Origin of the sequence: Xanthobacter luteus (assembly GCF_040049235.1) — a bacterium.
Lineage (GTDB): Bacteria > Pseudomonadota > Alphaproteobacteria > Rhizobiales > Xanthobacteraceae > Xanthobacter.
In genome coordinates this window covers 344,578-362,141 of record NZ_JBDZDO010000003.1, presented here as the reverse complement: position 1 = coordinate 362,141, position 17,564 = coordinate 344,578, and the positions used below count along the sequence as shown (strand labels likewise).

Here is a 17,564-nt window from a genome sequence, read left to right as displayed (position 1 = left end):
GGACACCATGACCGCGCCTGACCCCCTGAAACCGCTGCGCTCCACCAAGGTGGAAGCCCTCACCGAGGCCGAGGCCGCCGCCGAGCACGCGGCGCTGGCGGACGCGATCCGCGGCCATGACGCGCTCTATTACCGGGAGGATGCGCCGGTCGTCTCGGACGCCGAGTACGACGCCCTGCGGCGCCGCTACGAGGACATCGAGGCGCGCTTTCCCGGGCTGAAGGGCGAAGACAGCCTGACCGAGCAGGTGGGCGCGGCGCCGGTGGAGAAGTTCGGCAAGGTGGTGCATGGCGTGCCCATGCTCTCGCTCGCCAACGCCTTCTCCGACGCGGAGGTGGAGGAGTTCGTGGCGCGGGTGCGCCGGTTCCTCAACCTGAAGGACACGGACGAGGTGGCCTTCACCTGCGAGCCGAAGATCGACGGGCTCTCCTGCTCGCTGCGCTACGAGGCGGGCCGGCTTCAGGTGGCCGCCACCCGGGGCGACGGGCAGGTGGGCGAGGACGTGACGCAGAACGTGCGCACCATCGCCGAGATCCCCGCGCGCGTCGCCGCCGCGGACTTTCCCGAGGTCATCGACATCCGCGGCGAGGTCTACATGGCCGCCGCCGACTTCGCGGCGCTCAATGCGCGGCAGGCGCAGGCGGGCGAGAAGGTGTTCGCCAACCCGCGCAATGCCGCCGCCGGCTCCCTGCGCCAGCTCGACCCCGCCATCACCGCGTCCCGGCCGCTGAAATTCTTCGCCTATGCCTGGGGCGAGGCCTCGTCCCTGCCGGCGGACACCCAGCACGCCGTGGTGGAGGCGTTCGCGCGCTGGGGCTTTCCCACCAATCCGCTCACCATCCGCGCCACCGATGCGGCCGGGCTCATCGCCCATTACCGCAAGATCGAAGAGGAGCGGGCGCTGCTCGGCTACGACATCGACGGCGTGGTCTACAAGGTGGACCGGCTCGATCTGCAGCGCCGCCTCGGCTTCGTCTCGCGCGCGCCGCGCTGGGCGCTGGCGCACAAGTTCCCGGCCCAGCAGGCCACCACGGTGCTGGACGAGATCGAGATCCAGGTGGGGCGCACCGGCGCGCTCACCCCGGTGGCGAAGCTGCGGCCCGTGACCGTGGGCGGGGTGGTGGTCTCCTCCGCCACGCTCCACAACGAGGACGAGATCGCCCGCAAGGACATCCGCGTCGGCGACACGGTGGTGGTGCAGCGCGCCGGCGACGTGATCCCGCAGGTGGTGCGGGTGCTCACCGACCACCGCCCGGCGGGGGCCGAGCCCTACCGCTTTCCCCACACCTGCCCCGCCTGCGGCTCCCACGCGGTGCGCGAGGTGGACCCGAAGACCGGCAAGGAGGACGTGGTGCGCCGCTGCACCGGCGGGCTGATCTGCCCGGCGCAGATGGTGGAGCGGCTGCGCCACTTCGTCTCCCGCAACGCCTTCGACATCGAGGGGCTGGGCGAGAAGCAGGTGGCGGCGCTCTATGAATGGGGGCTGGTGAAATCGCCCGCCGACATCTTCACGCTGGCGGCGCGCAATGCCGCCTCGCTCCAGCGGCTGGAGAATAGGGAGGGCTGGGGCAAGACCTCGGCCACCAATCTGTTCGCCGCCATCGAGGGCCGGCGCAAGGTGTCGGTGGACCGCTTCGTGTTCGCGCTCGGCATCCGCCATGTGGGCGAGACCAACGCCAAGCGCCTGATGCGCCATTACAGCACCGTGGAGGCGCTGCGCGACGGCGCGCTCAGCGCCGTGATGCCGGGGGAAGAGCACCCCAAGGGCAATGAGGGCTGGGCCGAACTGACCGGCATCGACGGCATCGGCGACGTGGTGGCCGAGGCGGTGGTGGACTTCTTCGCCGAGCCCAGGAACCAGGAGGTGGTGGCGGCGCTGCTGGGCGAGGTCGAGCCCCAGCCGATGGAGCAGGTGGCGGCGGAAAGCCCGGTGGCGGGCAAGACCGTGGTCTTCACCGGCGCCCTGGAGCGCATGACCCGCGACGAGGCCAAGGCCATGGCCGAGCGCCTGGGGGCGAAGGTGGCGGGCTCGGTCTCGGCCAAGACCGACCTCGTGGTGGCCGGGCCGGGCGCGGGCTCGAAGCTCGAGAAGGCGCGCGGGCTGGGGGTGGAGGTGATCAGCGAGGAGGAGTGGTTTGAGCGGGTGGGGTGAGGGAGGCTAGAGCTCACCGTATTCCCCCATAACCACCGTCATGCTCCGGCTTGACCGGAGCATCCATGGCGCCCCCTGGCAAACCAATCGCCGCCCGGGCACTCTACCCGCAACCGCAGCGGAGCCGGGGCATGGCGCGGCGCTATTTCGTCTACCTCCTCGCCAGCAAGCCGCGCGGGACCCTTTATGTGGGCGTGACCAACCACCTGACGCGCCGCGTGTTCGAGCACCGCCTCGGAACCGGCGCAGGCTTCACCAGGCGCCACCATGTCCATCGCCTGGTCTGGTTCGAGATCCACGACACGGCGATGGCTGCCATCCAGCGCGAGAAGCGGCTAAAGGCCTGGCTGCGGCAGTGGAAGATCGATCTGGTGGAGAAGGACAATCCCGACTGGCGCGACCTGTTCGACGAGATCGCGCTCGGCTGAGCGGGGCACGTCCGCAATCGGCAAAAAACTGCCGTCATGCTCCGGCTTGACCGGAGCATCCACGCCACCTTCCAGCATCACGCCCGGCGGAGAGATGGGCCCTCCGGTCAAGCCGGAGGGCGACGGCGGGGAAAGGGGCGGCGGCGGTGAGAGAGCGGCGACAGCGGCGGAAGGCAGCCGGAGAAATCCAGCCGCATCCCCCATAACCGCCGTCATGCTCCGGCTTGACCGGAGCATCCACACCACCTCCCCGCGTCGCGCCCGGCGGAGAGATGGGCCCTCCGGTCAAGCCGGAGGGCGACGGCGGTGAGGGGAGGCGATGGTGGTGAGAGAGCGACGACAGCGGCGGAAGGCCGCCGGAGAAGCCCAGCCGCATCCCCCACAAGCCACCGTCATGCTCCGGCTTGACCGGAGCATCCACGCCACCTTCCAGCATCACGCCCGGCGGAGAGATGGGCCCTCCGGTCAAGCCGGAGGGCGACGGTGGTGGGGGGCTGCCGCAGAGGAAAGGGCCCCCGGCCGTGAAGGAAGAGCCCACGCCATCCCCAAAAGCCGCCGTCATGCTCCGGCTTGACCGGAGCATCCACGCCACCTCCCGGCGTCGCGCCCGGCGGAGAGATGGGCCCTCCGGTCAAGCCGGAGGGCGACGGCGGTGAAAGGGGCGACGGCAGCGGCCGAAGACGGCCGGAGAAGCCCAGCCGCATCCCCCACAAGCCACCGTCATGCTCCGACTTGATCGGAGCATCCATCGGCAGGGGCCAGGCGCATAGGCGTGGGATAGGGACAGAAGGCAGGACGAAGACCCGAGACCGGGCGCGTTGGGGCTCAATCCTTCCGGACCTGACCTGAGTTGGCGCGTGGCTCGTCCACCGCCAACTTCGCAGGCGCTATAGGGCAGGGAGAGGGGAGGGATGCAAAGGGGGGGACGAACACCTCGCTCTATTCGGTGCGAGAAGGATTCCGATCTAGAACCTTCGCCATCCGAACAATCGCTTTACCGAGAGGCATCTCGGCCGCAGCAAGCGCGTTAGCTGCAACTGCGATCTGCCCGGCGACAGGCTCTACTGCATTCACTCCCCACAAGGCCGCTCGATAAAAACTCATCGGAGCCCCGTGCGAGTAGGCAGAAAGCTAATTATACAACGCATCATACTCGTCTTCACTATATCCAATTTCTTTCGCCACCCGCCTGGACCCGCCTATGTATAATATCTGCCCACCAAGTATAGTTGATTTTTTATCCTGCCCTAGATGCAGAAATGCGGAATTTTCTCTAATTCTTGATTTTGCCTCAGCAATGACCCCCTTAAGCAAGGCCAAATGTATGCCATCTTCAACTTCCTTAGACGCACCAAAAGACCCTTTGAAAAATCGGTAACGGGCACAAGCATCGTGCAGATGTAATACAAGAATTCTCAAATCTATTTCATCGTTAGAAGCATCATCGGAAGTAATATAATGCAACATCATGCAATGCTCAATGATCATTCTACATGAATTTGCCGCGGAATAATGATCGATCCTCCCGGAAGGATATTCTGGAAGAAAATCAATAACAGACTCTGATGCCATGCATGCGGAAAATATAAGCGATGCGGCCATGCTGTATCGCATAGGCCAATCACGGCCCCCACACTCTTGGGAGACTGATTTTCCAAATTCCGTAGTGCGCTTCAGACGTTCGTAATGCTCTTTGTATTTCGATATTATTTCTATGTTTTCGATCTTAACTTTCGGCATATTCAAGGCCCTGCCCAAACCCCGAGTATCATACGATGCCGCTGCCGCTATCAAATCATTGATACCCCACAGCTCCACAAGCGCAACCGCCCCCGGCAACCCCCCTTCCACTCCCCCCGCAAACCGCTCACCCCCCATCCACCCCCGCCGCAGCGCACAACCCCCCAACCCCTTCCCCTAGAACGCTTCCAGCCTGTGCGCCGCCCCTGGCACGCCGCTTGCCATGCTCCCCCCATCCCCGCGCGCCTCGACGCGCGGCGGGGCGCCAAGCACAGGGGGGACGCCGGACATGGCCCTCGAAACGTTCTATGACGTCATGCGGCGGCAGGGCATCACCCGCCGCTCGTTCCTGAAATACTGCTCGCTCACCGCCGCGGCCCTCGGCCTCGGCCCGGAATTCGCGCCGCAGATCGCCCACGCCATGGAGACCAAGCCGCGCACCCCGGTGCTGTGGCTGCACGGGCTCGAATGCACCTGCTGCTCGGAGAGCTTCATCCGCTCGGCCCATCCGCTGGCCAAGGATGTGGTGCTCTCCATGATCTCGCTCGACTATGACGACACCCTCATGGCCTCCGCCGGCCATCAGGCGGAAGCCATCCTCGATGAGGTGATGACCAAGTACAAAGGCAATTACATCCTCGCGGTGGAAGGCAACCCGCCGCTGAACGAGGATGGCATGTATTGCATCATCGGCGGCAAGCCGTTCGTCGACCAGCTGAAGAAGGTGGCCAAGGATGCCGCCGCCATCATCTCCTGGGGCTCGTGCGCGTCCTATGGCTGCGTGCAGGCGGCGCGGCCGAACCCGACGCGCGCCACCCCGGTGCACGAGGTGATCTTCGACAAGCCCATCATCAAGGTGCCGGGCTGCCCGCCCATCGCCGAGGTGATGACCGGCGTCATCACCTACATGCTCACCTTCGGCCAGTTGCCCGCGCTCGACCGCCAGGGCCGGCCGCTGATGTTCTATTCCCAGCGCATCCACGACAAGTGCTACCGCCGCCCGCATTTCGACAGCGGGCAATATGTGGAGCACTTCGACGACGAGGGCGCGCGCAAGGGCTATTGCCTCTACAAGGTCGGCTGCAAGGGCCCGACCACCTACAACGCCTGCTCCACCGTGCGCTGGAACGACGGCGTCTCCTTCCCGATCCAGGCCGGCCACGGCTGCATCGGCTGCTCGGAAGACGGCTTCTGGGACAAGGGCTCCTGGTATGCCCGCCTCGCCGATCTGAAGGGCTCGGGCTTCGGGGTCGAAGCCAATGCGGACCAGGTGGGCCTTGCGGCCGCCGGGGTCGTGGGCGGCGCGGTGGCGGTGCATGCCGCGGTCTCCGCGATCAAGCGCGCCCAGCACAAGAACAGCGACACCGGCGCCGATAAGGGAGGCGAGAAGTGACCATCCAGACGCCAAACGGCTTTACCCTCGACACCGCCGGCAAGCGCATCGTCGTCGATCCGATCACCCGTATCGAAGGCCACATGCGCTGCGAGGTGAACGTCGACGCCAACAACGTGATCCGCAACGCGGTCTCCACCGGCACCATGTGGCGCGGGTTGGAGGTGATCCTCAAGGGCCGCGACCCGCGCGACGCCTGGGCGTTCGTGGAGCGCATCTGCGGCGTGTGCACCGGCTGCCATGCTTTGACGAGCGTGCGCGCCGTCGAGGATGCCCTGCAGATCAAGATCCCCAACAACGCCTTCCTGATCCGCGAGATCATGGCCAAGGTGCTGCAGTGGCACGACCACGTGGTCCACTTCTACCATTTGCACGCGCTCGACTGGGTGAACCCGGTGAATGCGCTGAAGGCCGACCCGAAGGCCACCTCCGACCTCCAGCAGATGGTCTCGCCCGCCCACCCCATGTCGTCGCCGGGCTATTTCCGCGACGTGCAGAACCGGCTGAAGAAGTTCGTGGAGTCGGGCCAGCTCGGCATCTTCAAGAACGGCTATTGGGACAACCCGGCCTATCTGCTGCCGCCCGAAGCCGATTTGATGGCGGTGACGCATTATCTCGAGGCGCTCGACTTCCAGAAGGAGATCGTCAAGGTCCACACCATCTTCGGCGGCAAGAACCCGCACCCCAATTACCTCGTGGGCGGGGTGCCCTGCGCCATCAACATGAACGGCGACATGGCCGCCGGCGCCCCGCTCAACATGGAGCGGCTGAACTTCGTCAAGCTGAAGCTCCAGGAGGCGTTCGAATTCTCCCAGAACGTCTATGTGCCGGACGTGATCGCCATCGCCTCCTTCTACAAGAGCTGGCTCTATGGCGGCGGCATCTCCGGCCAGAACGTGCTGGACTATGGCGACTATGAAGCGATCCAGGGCCAGAAGAAGACCGACCGCCTGCCCGGCGGCGTGATCCTCAACGGCAATTGGAACGAGATCCACCCCATCGACACCCGCGACCCTTCGCAGATCCAGGAGTTCGTCGCCCATTCCTGGTACACCTACGGCGAAGGCAACAACGACAAGGGCCTGCACCCGTTCGACGGCGTCACCGATCCCCAGTACAAGCTCGGCCCCGCCGCCAAGGGCACCCGCACCGACATCCAGCAGATCGACGAGAACGCCAAGTATTCGTGGATCAAGGCGCCGCGCTGGAAGGGCAATGCCTGCGAGGTCGGCCCGCTCGCCCGCTACATCCTCGCTTACGCCCACGGCGTCGACTATGTGAAGGGGCAGGTGGACGAGAGCCTCGGGCGCTTCAATGCCCTCGCCGGCACCAACCTCACCCCCAAGCAGGCGCTGCCCTCCACCATCGGCCGCACCTTGGCGCGGGCGCTGGAGGCGCATTACTGCGCCAAGATGATGCTGGACGATTTCGACCACCTGATCGCCAACATCAAGGCCGGCGACACCGCCACCGCCAACATGGAGAAGTGGGACCCTTCGACCTGGCCCAAGGAAGCCAAGGGGGTCGGCACGGTGGCGGCGCCGCGCGGCGGACTCGGTCACTGGATCAAGATCAAGGACGGGCGGATCGAGAACTACCAGTGCGTGGTGCCCACCACCTGGAACGGCGGGCCGCGCGATCCCAAGGGCAATATCGGCGCGTTCGAGGCCTCGCTCATGAACACACCCATGCAGCGCCCCGAGGAGCCGGTGGAGATCCTGCGCACGCTGCACTCGTTCGACCCGTGCCTCGCCTGCTCCACCCACGTCATGTCCCCCGAGGGCGAGGAACTCGCCCGCGTCACCGTCCGCTGAGGGGAGGCGACCATGACCGACACCTCCCTGCCCGCCGCGCCCGCCGCCCGGCCCAATGGACGCCCCAAGCCCGGCTCCGAGGCCGTGCAGCGTGCGGCCGAAGCCGGCGAGAAGCTGACCACGGTCTATGTCTACGAGGCGCCGGTGCGCCTGTGGCACTGGGTGAACGCGCTGTGCATCGTCGTTTTGTGCGTCACCGGCTACTTCATCGGCTCGCCCTTCCCGACCCTGTCGGGCGAGGCGAGCGCGCACTTCCTCATGGGCACGATCCGCTTCGTGCACTTCTCGGCCGGCTACATCCTCGCGGTCGCCTTCCTCGGCCGCATCGCCTGGGCCTTCATGGGCAATCAGTGGGCCCGCGAGCTGTTCACCTTCCGCTTCTGGCGCAAGGACTTCTGGCGCGGCTTCTTCACCGAGATCCAGTGGTACGCGTTCCTGAAACCCCGGCCCCTGAAGTTCGTGGGCCACAACCCGCTGGCCCAGTTCTTCATGTTCTGGGTGATGGTGGTGGGCCTCGCCTTCATGATCGTCACCGGCTTTGCGCTCTATTCGGAGGGCGCGGGCCCGGGCTCCTGGCAGGACAGGATGTTCGGCTGGGTGATCCCGCTGCTCGGCGGCTCCATGCAGGTGCACACGCTGCATCACCTCGGCATGTGGGTGATCATCCTGTTCATCATCATCCACGTCTATTCGGTGATCCGCGAGGACATCATGAGCCGCCAGTCCATGGTCTCGGCCATGACCAACGGCCACCGCGCGTTCCGCGACGACGATCCGGAATGAGCCGGCGCGCCCGCTCCCGGCCGGAGCGGGCGCCCTCCCCCTTCTTGGCGCGGGGCGTCAGAGCGAAGCGCGCAGCATCGCCTCGTAGTCCTGCGCGCTCGCCTCGCGCGGATTGGTCTTGTGGGTGTGGTCGGCGCGCGCCCGCGCGATGATGTCGCCGAACATCGCTTCGCCGATGGCGATGGCGGAAAGGCCCTGCGGCAGGACGATGCGCCGGTTGAGGGCGCGCACCGCCTCCGGCAGCGCCTTCGGGTCGGCGACGCCGATCGCCCGGGCGGCAGACCGAGCGTCAGCTCGGGGTCGCAGATGGCGCGCTTGGGCACCAGGTGCGGCGAGAGGAAGCCGAGCTTGCGCCCGTCGTCGACGATGATGATGGCGCCGCGCCCCACCTCGCTGCCGGTCCCCGCGGTGGTGGGGATGGCGATCAGCGGCGCCACCGCCGCGGTGATGCGCGCCATGCCGCCTTCGATGGCGCAATAGGGCAAAAGGTTGCCCGCATGGGTGGCGAGCAGCGCGACGCCCTTGCCGAGGTCGATGGCCGAGCCGCCGCCGATGGCGATGATGCCGTCGCGGCCCCCGGCGCGGTAGGCGGCGACGCCGGCGCGCACGCCCGCGTCGGGCGCGGGCGCGGTCAGGGGCTTGGAGCGGATGCCGCGCACCAGCGGGAAGGCGGCCTGCGCGGCGATGGTCGCGGCGGCGACCGGGGTGTGGAACCAGGCATGGGCGACGATGGCGTTCGGAAAGCCGTGCCGCGCGCTCACCGCGCTCACCCAGCGGGTCTCGCCCACCGGATCCGCGCGGTCCCATTCGGCCTCGCACTGCACGCTCGACGCCGACGCCTTCCGGCGCTACCGGCCGATGGGCGCCGCGGCGGTGGCGGCGCACCAGGGCCGCTATGCGGCGCGCGGCGCCGGCGCCCTCACGCTCCAAGGCGACAGGACGCCGGAAAAGCTGACGCTGCTCGAATTCCCGTCCCTCGATCTCGCCCGGACCTGGTACGAATCTGCGGAATACCGCGCCGCGCGCGGTGCGCGCCGGGGCGGCGCGGCTGCGCCTCGTCGCCTTCGACGGCACCGGCGGCTGAAGCCAAAGGCGCACCGGGCGCCGCCGGTCGGACCGCGGCGGGTCCGACCGGGCGCCGGACGGGGGCCTGTCAGGCGGGCAGCTTGCCCTCGGCCTCCAGCAGCGCGCGGTAGGAGCCGTGCTCCACGTCCTCGACCAGGCTCGGGCCCTTCGGCGCCCAGCCCAGCATGGCGCGGGCCTTCAGCGCGCTGACGCGGCTGTTCGACGCGAAGGTGGCCTGTGGCGGCGACGGGCGCGACGACCACGCTCACCGATCTTGCGGGCGGCGGCATCGAGTTCGTCTCCTGCTCGCCGCCCGAGGCGGACGCGCTCACCAAGGCCGGGCGCGTGCGCACCCTCGCTTATATGGACGGCGCGCGCTCGCCGGTGGCGCCGGACGTGCCGACTTTGAAGGCGGCGGTGAACTCCGAATGGACCCTCGGTCTGTGGCGCGCCATGGTGGGCCCGAAGGGCCTGCCGGCCGACGTCGCCGCCAAGTACGAGGCCGCCTTCAAGAAGATCTTCGAGAGCTCCGAGCTCCAGACCTTCATGAAGACCCGCGGCTTCGGCGCGGTCTACATGAACGCCGCCGACCTGAAGGTCTTCATGGCCAAGGACGACAAGGGGGCCGGCGAGGCGCTCAAGGACATGGGGCTCGCCAAATAGGCCCGCCGCCCGGCGCGCGAGCGAAGGACCGCCATCCGGCGGGCCTGGTTCGGCGCCGGCGCGACCGGCCCTGCGCGGCGCCGCGCGCGGAGGGTGCAGGCGACGCGGCAGGGGCCGCGGCCTCCCTGAACGGGCGGGGGACACGCCGGCCCCCCGGCCGCGCCTGGATGAGGACTGGACTTATAGAAATTAAAATCTCAAAATATTCTAATAAGACCTCAGATATACAGTTTAAATCAACTAAAATGTAAGCTTCGTCGGCATTCACTGCCTTCCTCCGTTACGTCAAGTTGCTTAAATGTGTCCTTCGGATGGCTTGGTGACTCGGCCCATCAAGCGAGGGGCGTCCCGCGGGGACGTCGACGGGGGGCATTGCGATGGCCACGAGACTTCGTGCGGTGACCGACAGGGTCGCATTGACGGTGGCCCTCATGAGCGGGGCCATGGGGGCGGCCCACGCGCAGCAGGCGGGCGGGACCGTGGACCTGCCGACGGTGGAGGTGGTGAGCGAAGGTCAGGCGCGCGCCGGGCGGGCGACGCCGTCCTCCGCGTCGCCGGTCGTTGACTACGTGGCCGCCGATTCGCGGGTCGGCACCAAGACCGACACCCCGCTGATCGAGACCCCCCAGTCCATCACCGTGGTGGGCGACGAGCAGATGCGCGACCAGGGGGTTCAGAACCTTCAGGAGGCGGTGCGCTACACCGCCGGCGTGTTCGCGGACGGCTTCGGCCTCGACAGCCGCGGCGACTACGCCATCATCCGCGGCATCCCGGCCAGCTACTTCATCGACGGGCTGCGCAGCAGCTTCGGCTATTACTACAACACGACCGCCATCGAGCCCTATGCGCTGGAGCGCGTCGAGGTCCTGCGCGGGCCCGCCTCCATGCTTTACGGCCAGTCCTCGCTCGGCGGCATCATCAACGGTGTCTCCAAATTGCCGCTGGCGACGCCGCGCAACGAGATCACCTTCGAATACGGCTCGTTCGACTTCAAGCAGATCAAGTTCGACACGTCGGGCCCGCTCACGGCGGACGGCAAGTGGCTGTACCGGATGGTCGGCCTCGCCCGGGACGCCGGCACCCAGGTGGACTATGTGGACAACGACCGGCTGATGCTGGCGCCCTCGATCACCTACCGTCCCACCGACATGACCAGCCTGACCCTGCTCGCGAACTGCCGCGAGGACCATTCCGGGTCGGTGCAGCAGTTCCTGCCCCAGATCGGCACGCTGGTGCCCAACCGGTTCGGCCAGCGCGCGGACTTCAGCACCTTCGTCGGCGAGCCCGGCGACAAATACGACACCTCGTCCCAGTCGGGCACCTTCCTGTTCGACCACGAATTCGAGAACGGGCTGAAGCTGCACAACGGCACGCGCTACACCCACGTCGACAACACCTACAATTCCACCTATGCGGCGGTGCTGACGCCGGTGCGCATCGCCACCTTGAACGCTTTGCTCGGCGGCCCGGTGCTCAACCCGGCCTATGCCCCGTTCCTCAATTACGGACAGAGCGAGATCGCCCGCGCGGTCTTCGAACAGGACACCGAGACCGGCATCTTCAATACCGACACCAACCTGACGGGCAGCTTCACCACCGGCGCGATCAGCCACAAGGTCATCGGCGGCATCGACTACACCCGGTACGACATCGACTCGGCCACCACCGGAACGCTGCTCGACAATGTCTTCCCGGGCATTCCCGGCATCCTGCCGGCGCAGCCGCGCTTCAACATGTATCGTCCGGTCTACAACCAGCGCACTTACCTGGTCGGCCTCGACGGCAGCATCGTGTTCGGCCAGCCGCCGCTCTATGAGCGCCCCCACGAGACGCAGTCGCAGGTGGGCCTCTACGTCCAGGACCAGATGCGCCTGGGGCCGTGGATCGCCATCCTCGGCGTGCGGCAGGATTGGCTGACCATCGAGCAGGAGGGGGCGGCCAGCGAGAGCCTGTCCGCCACCTCGACCCGCGCGGCGCTGATGTACGAGACCGGTTTCGGCCTCGCGCCCTATGTGAGCTTCTCCACCGCCTTCCAGCCGCAGCCGGGCCAGCCGGTGGGCCGCACCATGACCGCGCCCTTCGACACGCTCACCCCGGCCAAGCCCCTCGAAGGCAACCAGGTGGAGATCGGCGTCAAGTACAAGCACCCCACTTTGCCGCTGGTCGTCAATGCCGCCGCCTACGACCTGACGCAGGACAATGTGATCGTCCAGCCCGACGTCCTGTTCAACGCGGTGCAGGGGGCGACCATCAACGTGCGCGGCTTCGAGATCGAGGCGATCGGCGAGATCACCCCCAACATCAAGATCGTCGCCTCCTATTCCTACACCGACGCAAAATACGAGAGCTATCCCGAGCTCTATCCCTTCCCGTCCGGCATCCCCGCTTTCATGAAGGGCAAGCCGGTGGACGGCATCCCGCAGAACCTCGCCTCCCTCTGGGGCGTCTATGCGGTGAAGGAGGGGCCGCTGAACGGGCTCTCGTTCGGCGGCGGCGTGCGCTACATCGGCGCGGCGCAGAGCTATGGCAGGGATATCCTGACCCAGGGCACGATCTATGTGGAGACGCCCGCGGTCACGCTGTTCGACGCCATGGTGGCCTACGAGACCAAGAACTGGCGCTTCCAGGTCACCGGGCAGAACCTTGCCAACACCTTCTATGTCGCCTCCTGCAGCGCCTATCGCGGCGATTGCGGCGTCGGCCAGGCGCGCACCGTCATCGGCAGCGCGACGTACAAGTTCTAGAGGCCCTGACAGAAGCAGGAGAGCGTAAATGGGGCCGATGCCGGCGAGCGAACTTCTCACGACGGCCCCGGCCTTGCTCCTGCTGGCGGCAGGCCTCATCGCCCTGCGCCGGCAATGGGCCGCAAGGCCGGGCGGCCGGCCGGCTTTCACGCTCGCCGGATGGGCGCTCATCGGCCTCGGCCTGTGGGCGTTCGTCCGCAGCTTCGGCGCGCAGGCCGGCGCGGCCTATGGCCCGCTGGCGCTGTCCGTCCTCGCTTTCGGCGTGATCGCCGCCGGGGTGCAGAAGCGGGCCACGCCGGAGCGCGGCCCGCGCGCGGCGGCGCTCGAGCCGCAGGAGCGGCGCACCACATGGGCGCGGGGCATCGCCAAGGCGTTCCTGGCGATCGTGCTGTCGGGCACCGCCGCCATCGGCCTCGGCCTCGCTTACGCCGTCGCCATGCCGCTCGGCACGCACGACCGGATCGTCATCGGCGGCCTGCTGGTGCCGGTGCTGTGGGGCGCCGGAATGGCCTGGACCCTGTGTGACGCCAGGCTCCTGCGCGCCACCATCGTGCTGCTGTGCGCCTCCGCCCTCGGCTACGGCATCGCCTTCCTGCCGAAGGCGTTCGCCTGATGGACACCCGCCCCGAACCGCTGGCGCGCCGGCGGCAATTCCTTTCGCCGGACGTCGTGCGGGCGATGCTGGAGGGCCATTCGGCGCTCGGCATCGCCTTCGCCGCGCTGATCTATGTGGTCTGCCTCACCGGGACGCTCGCGGTCTTCATCAACGAATTGCGGCGCTGGGAACAGCCGGACGCCCCCGTCGTCGCCGCCGCCCCCGCGCCGGAGACCGTCGCCGCCGCCTTCGCCGAGGGCTATGCGCGGGCGCGCGCCGCCGGCGCGGCGCACGATCTGTTCCTCATGGGCCCCGACGCGGGACGCGCGCGCCTGACCGTGTTCGCCCGCGGCGCGCAGCCCGGCGCGGAAGGCGCCTGGGTCGCCGACGCGCAGGGCCGCCTCGCGGCGCCCGTCCGCGCGCCCTGGACGGAATTCCTCGCCGAGCTGCACGCCTCGCTGCACCTGCCGGGAAGCTGGGGCGGGCTGCTGGTGGGGTTGGTCGGCGTCACCCTGATCTCCTCGCTGATCTCCGGCCTCCTGTCCCATCCGCGCATCTTCAGGGACGCCTTCGCCCTGCGCTGGGGCGGCGCGCGGCACCTTCAGGAGGCGGACCTGCACAATCGGCTGGGGGTCTGGGGCCTGCCGTTCCATCTGGCGGTCTCGCTCTCCGGCGCGCTGCTGGGCCTCGCGACCCTGATCGTCGGCCTCCTCGCCCTCGCCGCCTATGAGGGCGATTCCGAGAAGGCGTTCGCGGCGATCCTCGGCCCCATGCCGAGCGAGGATCACAATCCGGCGCCGCTGCCCGACCTCGCGGCCATGATCCGGCAGGTTGGCGCGACGCGGCCTTCCGCCGTGTTCGCGAGCGTCACCGTCCAGCATGTGGGCACCGCCGGCCAGGTGGTGCATCTCGGCATGCGCACGCCGGGCCACCTTGCTTTGTCCAACACCTATTATTTCGACGGCGCCGGCACCGCGCTCGGCGAGGGGGGCCTGGAGGCCGGCGGCGTCGGCCAGCAGATCCTCGGCGCGCTCCAGCCGCTGCATTTCGGCTGGTTCGGCGGCATTGCAGTGAAGCTCGCTTACGGCGTGCTCGGCCTTGCGCTCTCCTATGTCGCCTTCAACGGCGTCACCATCTGGCTGGTGCGCCGGCGCGCGAAGGGGCGCCCGGCGCCTGGCTGGGAGAAGGTGTGGTCGGCGCTCGGGTGGGGCCAGCCGCTGGCGCTCGCCGCCAGCGCCGGCGCGGCACTTGTGGCGGGCGCGCCGGCGGTGATGCCGGCCTATCTGGCGACGACGCTCGCCGCCTTCGCCTGGGCCTGGATGGCGCGCGACGGGCGGCAGACGGCGCGCGCCCTGCGCCTCGCCTGCGCCGCGGTCCTGGTGGGCATCGTCGCCGCGCATCTGGCGGTGTGGCGCGGGCCCTTCGCCGAGGCCATCGCGGTCGACGCCATGGCGCATGCGGTCAATGTGGCCCTCCTCTGCGCCGCCGCCTTGGCGCTGCCGCTCGCGGTCCCGGCCAAGGCCCGGGGGCGGTAAGCGCGACCCGGAGCGGCCGGTCCTGCCTGTCGCGCCCCGCGCGGCGCCTGGCTCCCGGTCGAGCGTCCGATGCCGGGGCGGCGACGCGCCGCCCCGCTCACCTTTCCCCGAACGCCTCCCCTCGCTTTCCGGCCCGGGAGGCGGGGGGACACGCGCGCGCCGCAGCCCATCGGACATTTGGAAGCTGGTATTCCAATCAATCCGATATCTGATTAGTCTTCTTCCAATTGTCGCCCGATTGACATCGGCCGGCCACCGAACCGCCGCAGCCGGGACCAACGCCTTGGGGACGCCGCCGGCCACGCATCGGGCGCTGGCACGCTCCTTGAATTGAGTTGTTCCAGACAGGCGGCGGCAGACCGCCGAGGAAACGTGCGAGGGAGGAGAGCGCGCATGGACGGCGAGCGCATACTCGTGCTCGGCATCGGCAACATCCTGTGGGCGGATGAGGGCTTCGGCGTGCGGGTGATCGAGGCGCTTCACGCCTCCCATGATTTCCCCGACCGCGTGACGTTGCTCGATGGCGGCACCCAGGGCCTTTATCTCCTGCCCCGCCTGGAGGACGCCGACGGCCTCGTCATCATCGACGCGGTGGATTACGGCCTGCCCCCCGGCACGCTCCACATCCTCGCCGACGCGGACGTGCCCGCCGTGCTCGCGGCCCGCAAGGTGAGCCTGCACCAGACCGGCTTCCAGGAGATCCTCGCGCTGCTCGCTTTGCGCGGGCACACGCCGCGCCGCATGGTGCTGGTGGGTGTGCAGCCGGCGCTGCTGGACGATTATGGCGGCGGCCTCACCGACACCGTCGCCGCCCGGGTGCCCGAAGCCGCCGCCGAGGTGCTCGCCGTGCTGGCGCGCGACTTCGGCGTCCACCCCGCGCCGCGCGCGGCGCAGAGCCGGGACGCCATCGTCACCGCGGCGGTCTCGCGTGCGCCCTACGAGGCCGGCCGTCCCTCGCCCGAGGAGGCGTGCCGCATCGGCGATCCGCGCGTCCTCGCCGGCCAGCGCGCCTGACCCGGCCATGTGCATCGGCACCCCCATGCGCGTGGAGCACGTGGACGGCCTCGCCGGCCGCTGCGCCGATGCCGCGGGCCGCATCGAGACCATCGATCTGTCCTTGGTGCCGCAGGCCCGCCCCGGCGACCATCTGCTCGCCTTCCAGGGCGCCGCGCGCCGCCTCATGGACGCCGAGGAGGCCCACCTCGTCGCCGAGGCGCTGAAGGCCGTCGCCGCCCTGATGGCGGGCGCGGCCGACGCCGCTTGCCTCGACGCCGCCTTCCCCGACCTCGCCCATCGCGCGCCCGAACTGCCGCCCCACCTCGCCGCCGCTTATGCCGCCGGCCGAAAGGAAGCCTGATGACCGCCCTGAACGCCCATGAGCCGACGCGGCGCGACACGGAGACGGCCGCGCTCCATCCGCTGGTGCGCCGCCTCATGGCCGAGCGCGGCCTGCCCTATCTCGACAGCCTGGACGAGGCGGCGCTGCTCGATCCGCGCGACCATTTCCTGTTCCTGCCGGCGCATGGCAAGACCCACCTCGAGAGCCCCGACATCGCCGCCGTGCTGCCCGAGCTGATCGCCGCGCTCGGCGGCCCGGCGCGCATCGGTGGCGCGGTGGCCGGGCCGAAGCTGGAGGCGGCGCTGCGCGAGCGGCTCCAGCTCGCGCTGCCGGCCTTGGTGGTGCTGCGGCGGGGCGAGCCCGTCGGCGCGGTCGCCCGCATGCGCGACTGGGACGAATACCTCGCCCGGCTCGGCGCCCTCATCGCCAGCGCCGCCCCCGCGACCCATTGAGGACCGAGCCATGCCCTCCAGCCCCTTCGCCACCCAGCCGCCCGCCGGCTTCGGACCCGGAAGCCAGAGCGGCGCCGAGGACGGTCTCGCATACCTGCCGCTGCCCTCCGGCATGCGCACCTTTTCCGCCCATTTGCCCGAGGTGGAGGACCCCGCCCGCTTCGCCCCGGCGCTCAAAGCCGTCGCCGACATCCTCGGCGCGCTGAAGGACTGGACCGCGGGCACCACGGTGACCGTCCCGCTCTCCCATCTCGACCCCGCCAACCGGGCGCTGGTGAACGAGACCCTGGGCGAGGGCGAGGTCGCCGTGAAGGTTTCGGGCGAGGGCCGCGCGGTGGAGATCCAGGAGGCGACCTTCGCCGGCGTCTGGCGCCTGCGCGCCGCCGACGGAACCGAGCGCGTGGAGGTGGGCGCGTTTCCCAAGGGCGCCGTGCTGCGCGCCTTCCCGGCCCGCTGGGAGATCGATCTTGCGGCGCTGGAGACGCCCATGCCCGGCATCTTCAACGCCCCGCCGCTGCTGGTGGAGATCGCCCACCGCTCGGCCACCCGCGCGCCGGGCGAGGCGCCCCACGTCATCAACCTCTCGCTTCTGCCGCACACCCCGGAAGACCTGGCGCTGATCGAACAGATGCTGGGCCAGGGGGCGACCACCATCCTCTCGCGCGGCTACGGCAATTGCCGCATCGATTCGACCGCCACCCGCGACGTCTGGCGCGTGCGCTACTACAATTCCACCGACATGCTGATCCTCGACACCATCGAGGTCTCCGACGTGCCGGAGGTGGCGCTCGCCGCGCCCGAGGACATCGCCGATTCCGCCGAGCGCCTCGCCGAGGTGCTGGCGGCGATTTCGTGAGGCGG

General features: G+C 68.8%; 15 protein-coding genes and 2 pseudogenes. 14 read left to right on the top strand and 3 right to left on the bottom strand.

Annotated features, from left to right (window positions below):
- The first annotated feature begins 7 nt into the window (after positions 1 to 7).
- Together ligA and ABLE88_RS12740 are read left to right on the top strand one after the other, a co-directional pair.
- On the top strand, positions 8 to 2,152 hold the full coding sequence (ligA, locus tag ABLE88_RS12745) for an NAD-dependent DNA ligase LigA (protein ID WP_348832060.1): 2,145 nt from the start codon (positions 8 to 10) through the stop codon (positions 2,150 to 2,152).
- Positions 2,153 to 2,283: 131 nt separating this feature from the next.
- Positions 2,284 to 2,580 (top strand): GIY-YIG nuclease family protein, encoded by a 297-nt coding sequence (locus tag ABLE88_RS12740; protein ID WP_348832059.1) that lies wholly within the window; start codon positions 2,284 to 2,286, stop codon positions 2,578 to 2,580.
- A 1,131-nt stretch (positions 2,581 to 3,711) separates the two neighbouring features.
- On the opposite strand, the gene ABLE88_RS12735 is transcribed toward ABLE88_RS12740, so the two are convergent.
- Positions 3,712 to 4,458: a hypothetical protein gene (locus tag ABLE88_RS12735; RefSeq protein ID WP_348832058.1), complete on the bottom strand. Its 747-nt coding sequence runs from the start codon at positions 4,456 to 4,458 to the stop codon at positions 3,712 to 3,714.
- 151 nt (positions 4,459 to 4,609) lie between these two features.
- On the opposite strand from ABLE88_RS12735, the gene ABLE88_RS12730 reads away from it, so the two are divergent.
- From ABLE88_RS12730 to cybH, 3 genes are read left to right on the top strand one after another with little or no spacing between them, the layout of a single operon-like run.
- The gene (locus ABLE88_RS12730) at positions 4,610 to 5,713 is read left to right on the top strand and encodes a hydrogenase small subunit (protein ID WP_348832057.1); all 1,104 of its coding nucleotides are present in this window, start codon (positions 4,610 to 4,612) and stop codon (positions 5,711 to 5,713) included.
- Entirely contained in the window at positions 5,710 to 7,527 is a 1,818-nt protein-coding gene (locus ABLE88_RS12725) for a nickel-dependent hydrogenase large subunit (protein ID WP_348832056.1), read from the top strand. Before ABLE88_RS12730 ends, ABLE88_RS12725 begins: the two co-directional genes overlap by 4 nt.
- Positions 7,528 to 7,539: 12 nt before the next feature.
- The gene (cybH, locus tag ABLE88_RS12720; protein ID WP_348832055.1) at positions 7,540 to 8,310 is read left to right on the top strand and encodes a Ni/Fe-hydrogenase, b-type cytochrome subunit; all 771 of its coding nucleotides are present in this window, start codon (positions 7,540 to 7,542) and stop codon (positions 8,308 to 8,310) included.
- A gap of 57 nt (positions 8,311 to 8,367) precedes the next feature.
- Here cybH and ABLE88_RS12715 read toward each other — a convergent pair whose 3' ends face one another.
- Together ABLE88_RS12715 and ABLE88_RS12710 are read right to left on the bottom strand one after the other, a co-directional pair.
- Entirely contained in the window at positions 8,368 to 8,541 is a 174-nt protein-coding gene (locus tag ABLE88_RS12715; protein WP_348832194.1) for a hypothetical protein, read from the bottom strand.
- 125 nt (positions 8,542 to 8,666) lie between these two features.
- Positions 8,667 to 8,918: pseudogene (locus ABLE88_RS12710) on the bottom strand (iron-containing alcohol dehydrogenase); the annotation flags it as partial.
- A 40-nt stretch (positions 8,919 to 8,958) separates the two neighbouring features.
- On the opposite strand from ABLE88_RS12710, the pseudogene ABLE88_RS23825 reads away from it, so the two are divergent.
- The 9 genes and pseudogenes from ABLE88_RS23825 to ABLE88_RS12670 form a co-directional block, all read left to right on the top strand.
- A pseudogene (locus ABLE88_RS23825) lies at positions 8,959 to 9,348 on the top strand (DUF1330 domain-containing protein); the annotation flags it as partial.
- A 264-nt stretch (positions 9,349 to 9,612) separates the two neighbouring features.
- The gene (locus ABLE88_RS12705) at positions 9,613 to 10,038 is read left to right on the top strand and encodes a tripartite tricarboxylate transporter substrate-binding protein (RefSeq protein WP_348832054.1); all 426 of its coding nucleotides are present in this window, start codon (positions 9,613 to 9,615) and stop codon (positions 10,036 to 10,038) included.
- A 377-nt stretch (positions 10,039 to 10,415) separates the two neighbouring features.
- Positions 10,416 to 12,782, top strand: coding sequence for a TonB-dependent siderophore receptor (locus ABLE88_RS12700; protein ID WP_348832053.1), 2,367 nt, complete (start codon positions 10,416 to 10,418; stop codon positions 12,780 to 12,782).
- Between the two features lie 28 nt (positions 12,783 to 12,810).
- Positions 12,811 to 13,395, top strand: coding sequence for a hypothetical protein (locus tag ABLE88_RS12695; protein WP_348832052.1), 585 nt, complete (start codon positions 12,811 to 12,813; stop codon positions 13,393 to 13,395).
- Positions 13,395 to 14,912 (top strand): PepSY-associated TM helix domain-containing protein, encoded by a 1,518-nt coding sequence (locus ABLE88_RS12690; protein ID WP_348832051.1) that lies wholly within the window; start codon positions 13,395 to 13,397, stop codon positions 14,910 to 14,912. Before ABLE88_RS12695 ends, ABLE88_RS12690 begins: the two co-directional genes overlap by 1 nt.
- Before the next feature lie 393 nt (positions 14,913 to 15,305).
- The gene (locus ABLE88_RS12685) at positions 15,306 to 15,926 is read left to right on the top strand and encodes a HyaD/HybD family hydrogenase maturation endopeptidase (protein WP_348832050.1); all 621 of its coding nucleotides are present in this window, start codon (positions 15,306 to 15,308) and stop codon (positions 15,924 to 15,926) included.
- 7 nt (positions 15,927 to 15,933) lie between these two features.
- The gene (locus tag ABLE88_RS12680; RefSeq protein ID WP_348832049.1) at positions 15,934 to 16,269 is read left to right on the top strand and encodes a HypC/HybG/HupF family hydrogenase formation chaperone; all 336 of its coding nucleotides are present in this window, start codon (positions 15,934 to 15,936) and stop codon (positions 16,267 to 16,269) included.
- Positions 16,269 to 16,703, top strand: coding sequence for a thioredoxin domain-containing protein (locus tag ABLE88_RS12675; protein WP_348832048.1), 435 nt, complete (start codon positions 16,269 to 16,271; stop codon positions 16,701 to 16,703). Before ABLE88_RS12680 ends, ABLE88_RS12675 begins: the two co-directional genes overlap by 1 nt.
- Before the next feature lie 10 nt (positions 16,704 to 16,713).
- Positions 16,714 to 17,559, top strand: coding sequence for a hydrogenase expression/formation protein (locus ABLE88_RS12670; RefSeq protein ID WP_348832047.1), 846 nt, complete (start codon positions 16,714 to 16,716; stop codon positions 17,557 to 17,559).
- Positions 17,560 to 17,564 lie beyond the last annotated feature (5 nt).

Bases quoted from the DNA above. Each gene is read 5' to 3' on its own strand.
- ABLE88_RS12690 (WP_348832051.1), top strand. From the start codon at position 13,395: ATGGACACCCGCCCCGAACCGCTGGCGCGCCGGCGGCAATTCCTTTCG.
- ABLE88_RS12735 (WP_348832058.1), bottom strand. From the start codon at position 4,458: ATGGGGGGTGAGCGGTTTGCGGGGGGAGTGGAAGGGGGGTTGCCGGGG.
- ligA (WP_348832060.1), top strand. From the start codon at position 8: ATGACCGCGCCTGACCCCCTGAAACCGCTGCGCTCCACCAAGGTGGAA.
- ABLE88_RS12670 (WP_348832047.1), top strand. From the start codon at position 16,714: ATGCCCTCCAGCCCCTTCGCCACCCAGCCGCCCGCCGGCTTCGGACCC.
- ABLE88_RS12680 (WP_348832049.1), top strand. From the start codon at position 15,934: ATGTGCATCGGCACCCCCATGCGCGTGGAGCACGTGGACGGCCTCGCC.
- ABLE88_RS12700 (WP_348832053.1), top strand. From the start codon at position 10,416: ATGGCCACGAGACTTCGTGCGGTGACCGACAGGGTCGCATTGACGGTG.
- ABLE88_RS12675 (WP_348832048.1), top strand. From the start codon at position 16,269: ATGACCGCCCTGAACGCCCATGAGCCGACGCGGCGCGACACGGAGACG.
- ABLE88_RS12685 (WP_348832050.1), top strand. From the start codon at position 15,306: ATGGACGGCGAGCGCATACTCGTGCTCGGCATCGGCAACATCCTGTGG.
- ABLE88_RS12730 (WP_348832057.1), top strand. From the start codon at position 4,610: ATGGCCCTCGAAACGTTCTATGACGTCATGCGGCGGCAGGGCATCACC.
- ABLE88_RS12695 (WP_348832052.1), top strand. From the start codon at position 12,811: ATGGGGCCGATGCCGGCGAGCGAACTTCTCACGACGGCCCCGGCCTTG.
- cybH (WP_348832055.1), top strand. From the start codon at position 7,540: ATGACCGACACCTCCCTGCCCGCCGCGCCCGCCGCCCGGCCCAATGGA.
- ABLE88_RS12740 (WP_348832059.1), top strand. From the start codon at position 2,284: ATGGCGCGGCGCTATTTCGTCTACCTCCTCGCCAGCAAGCCGCGCGGG.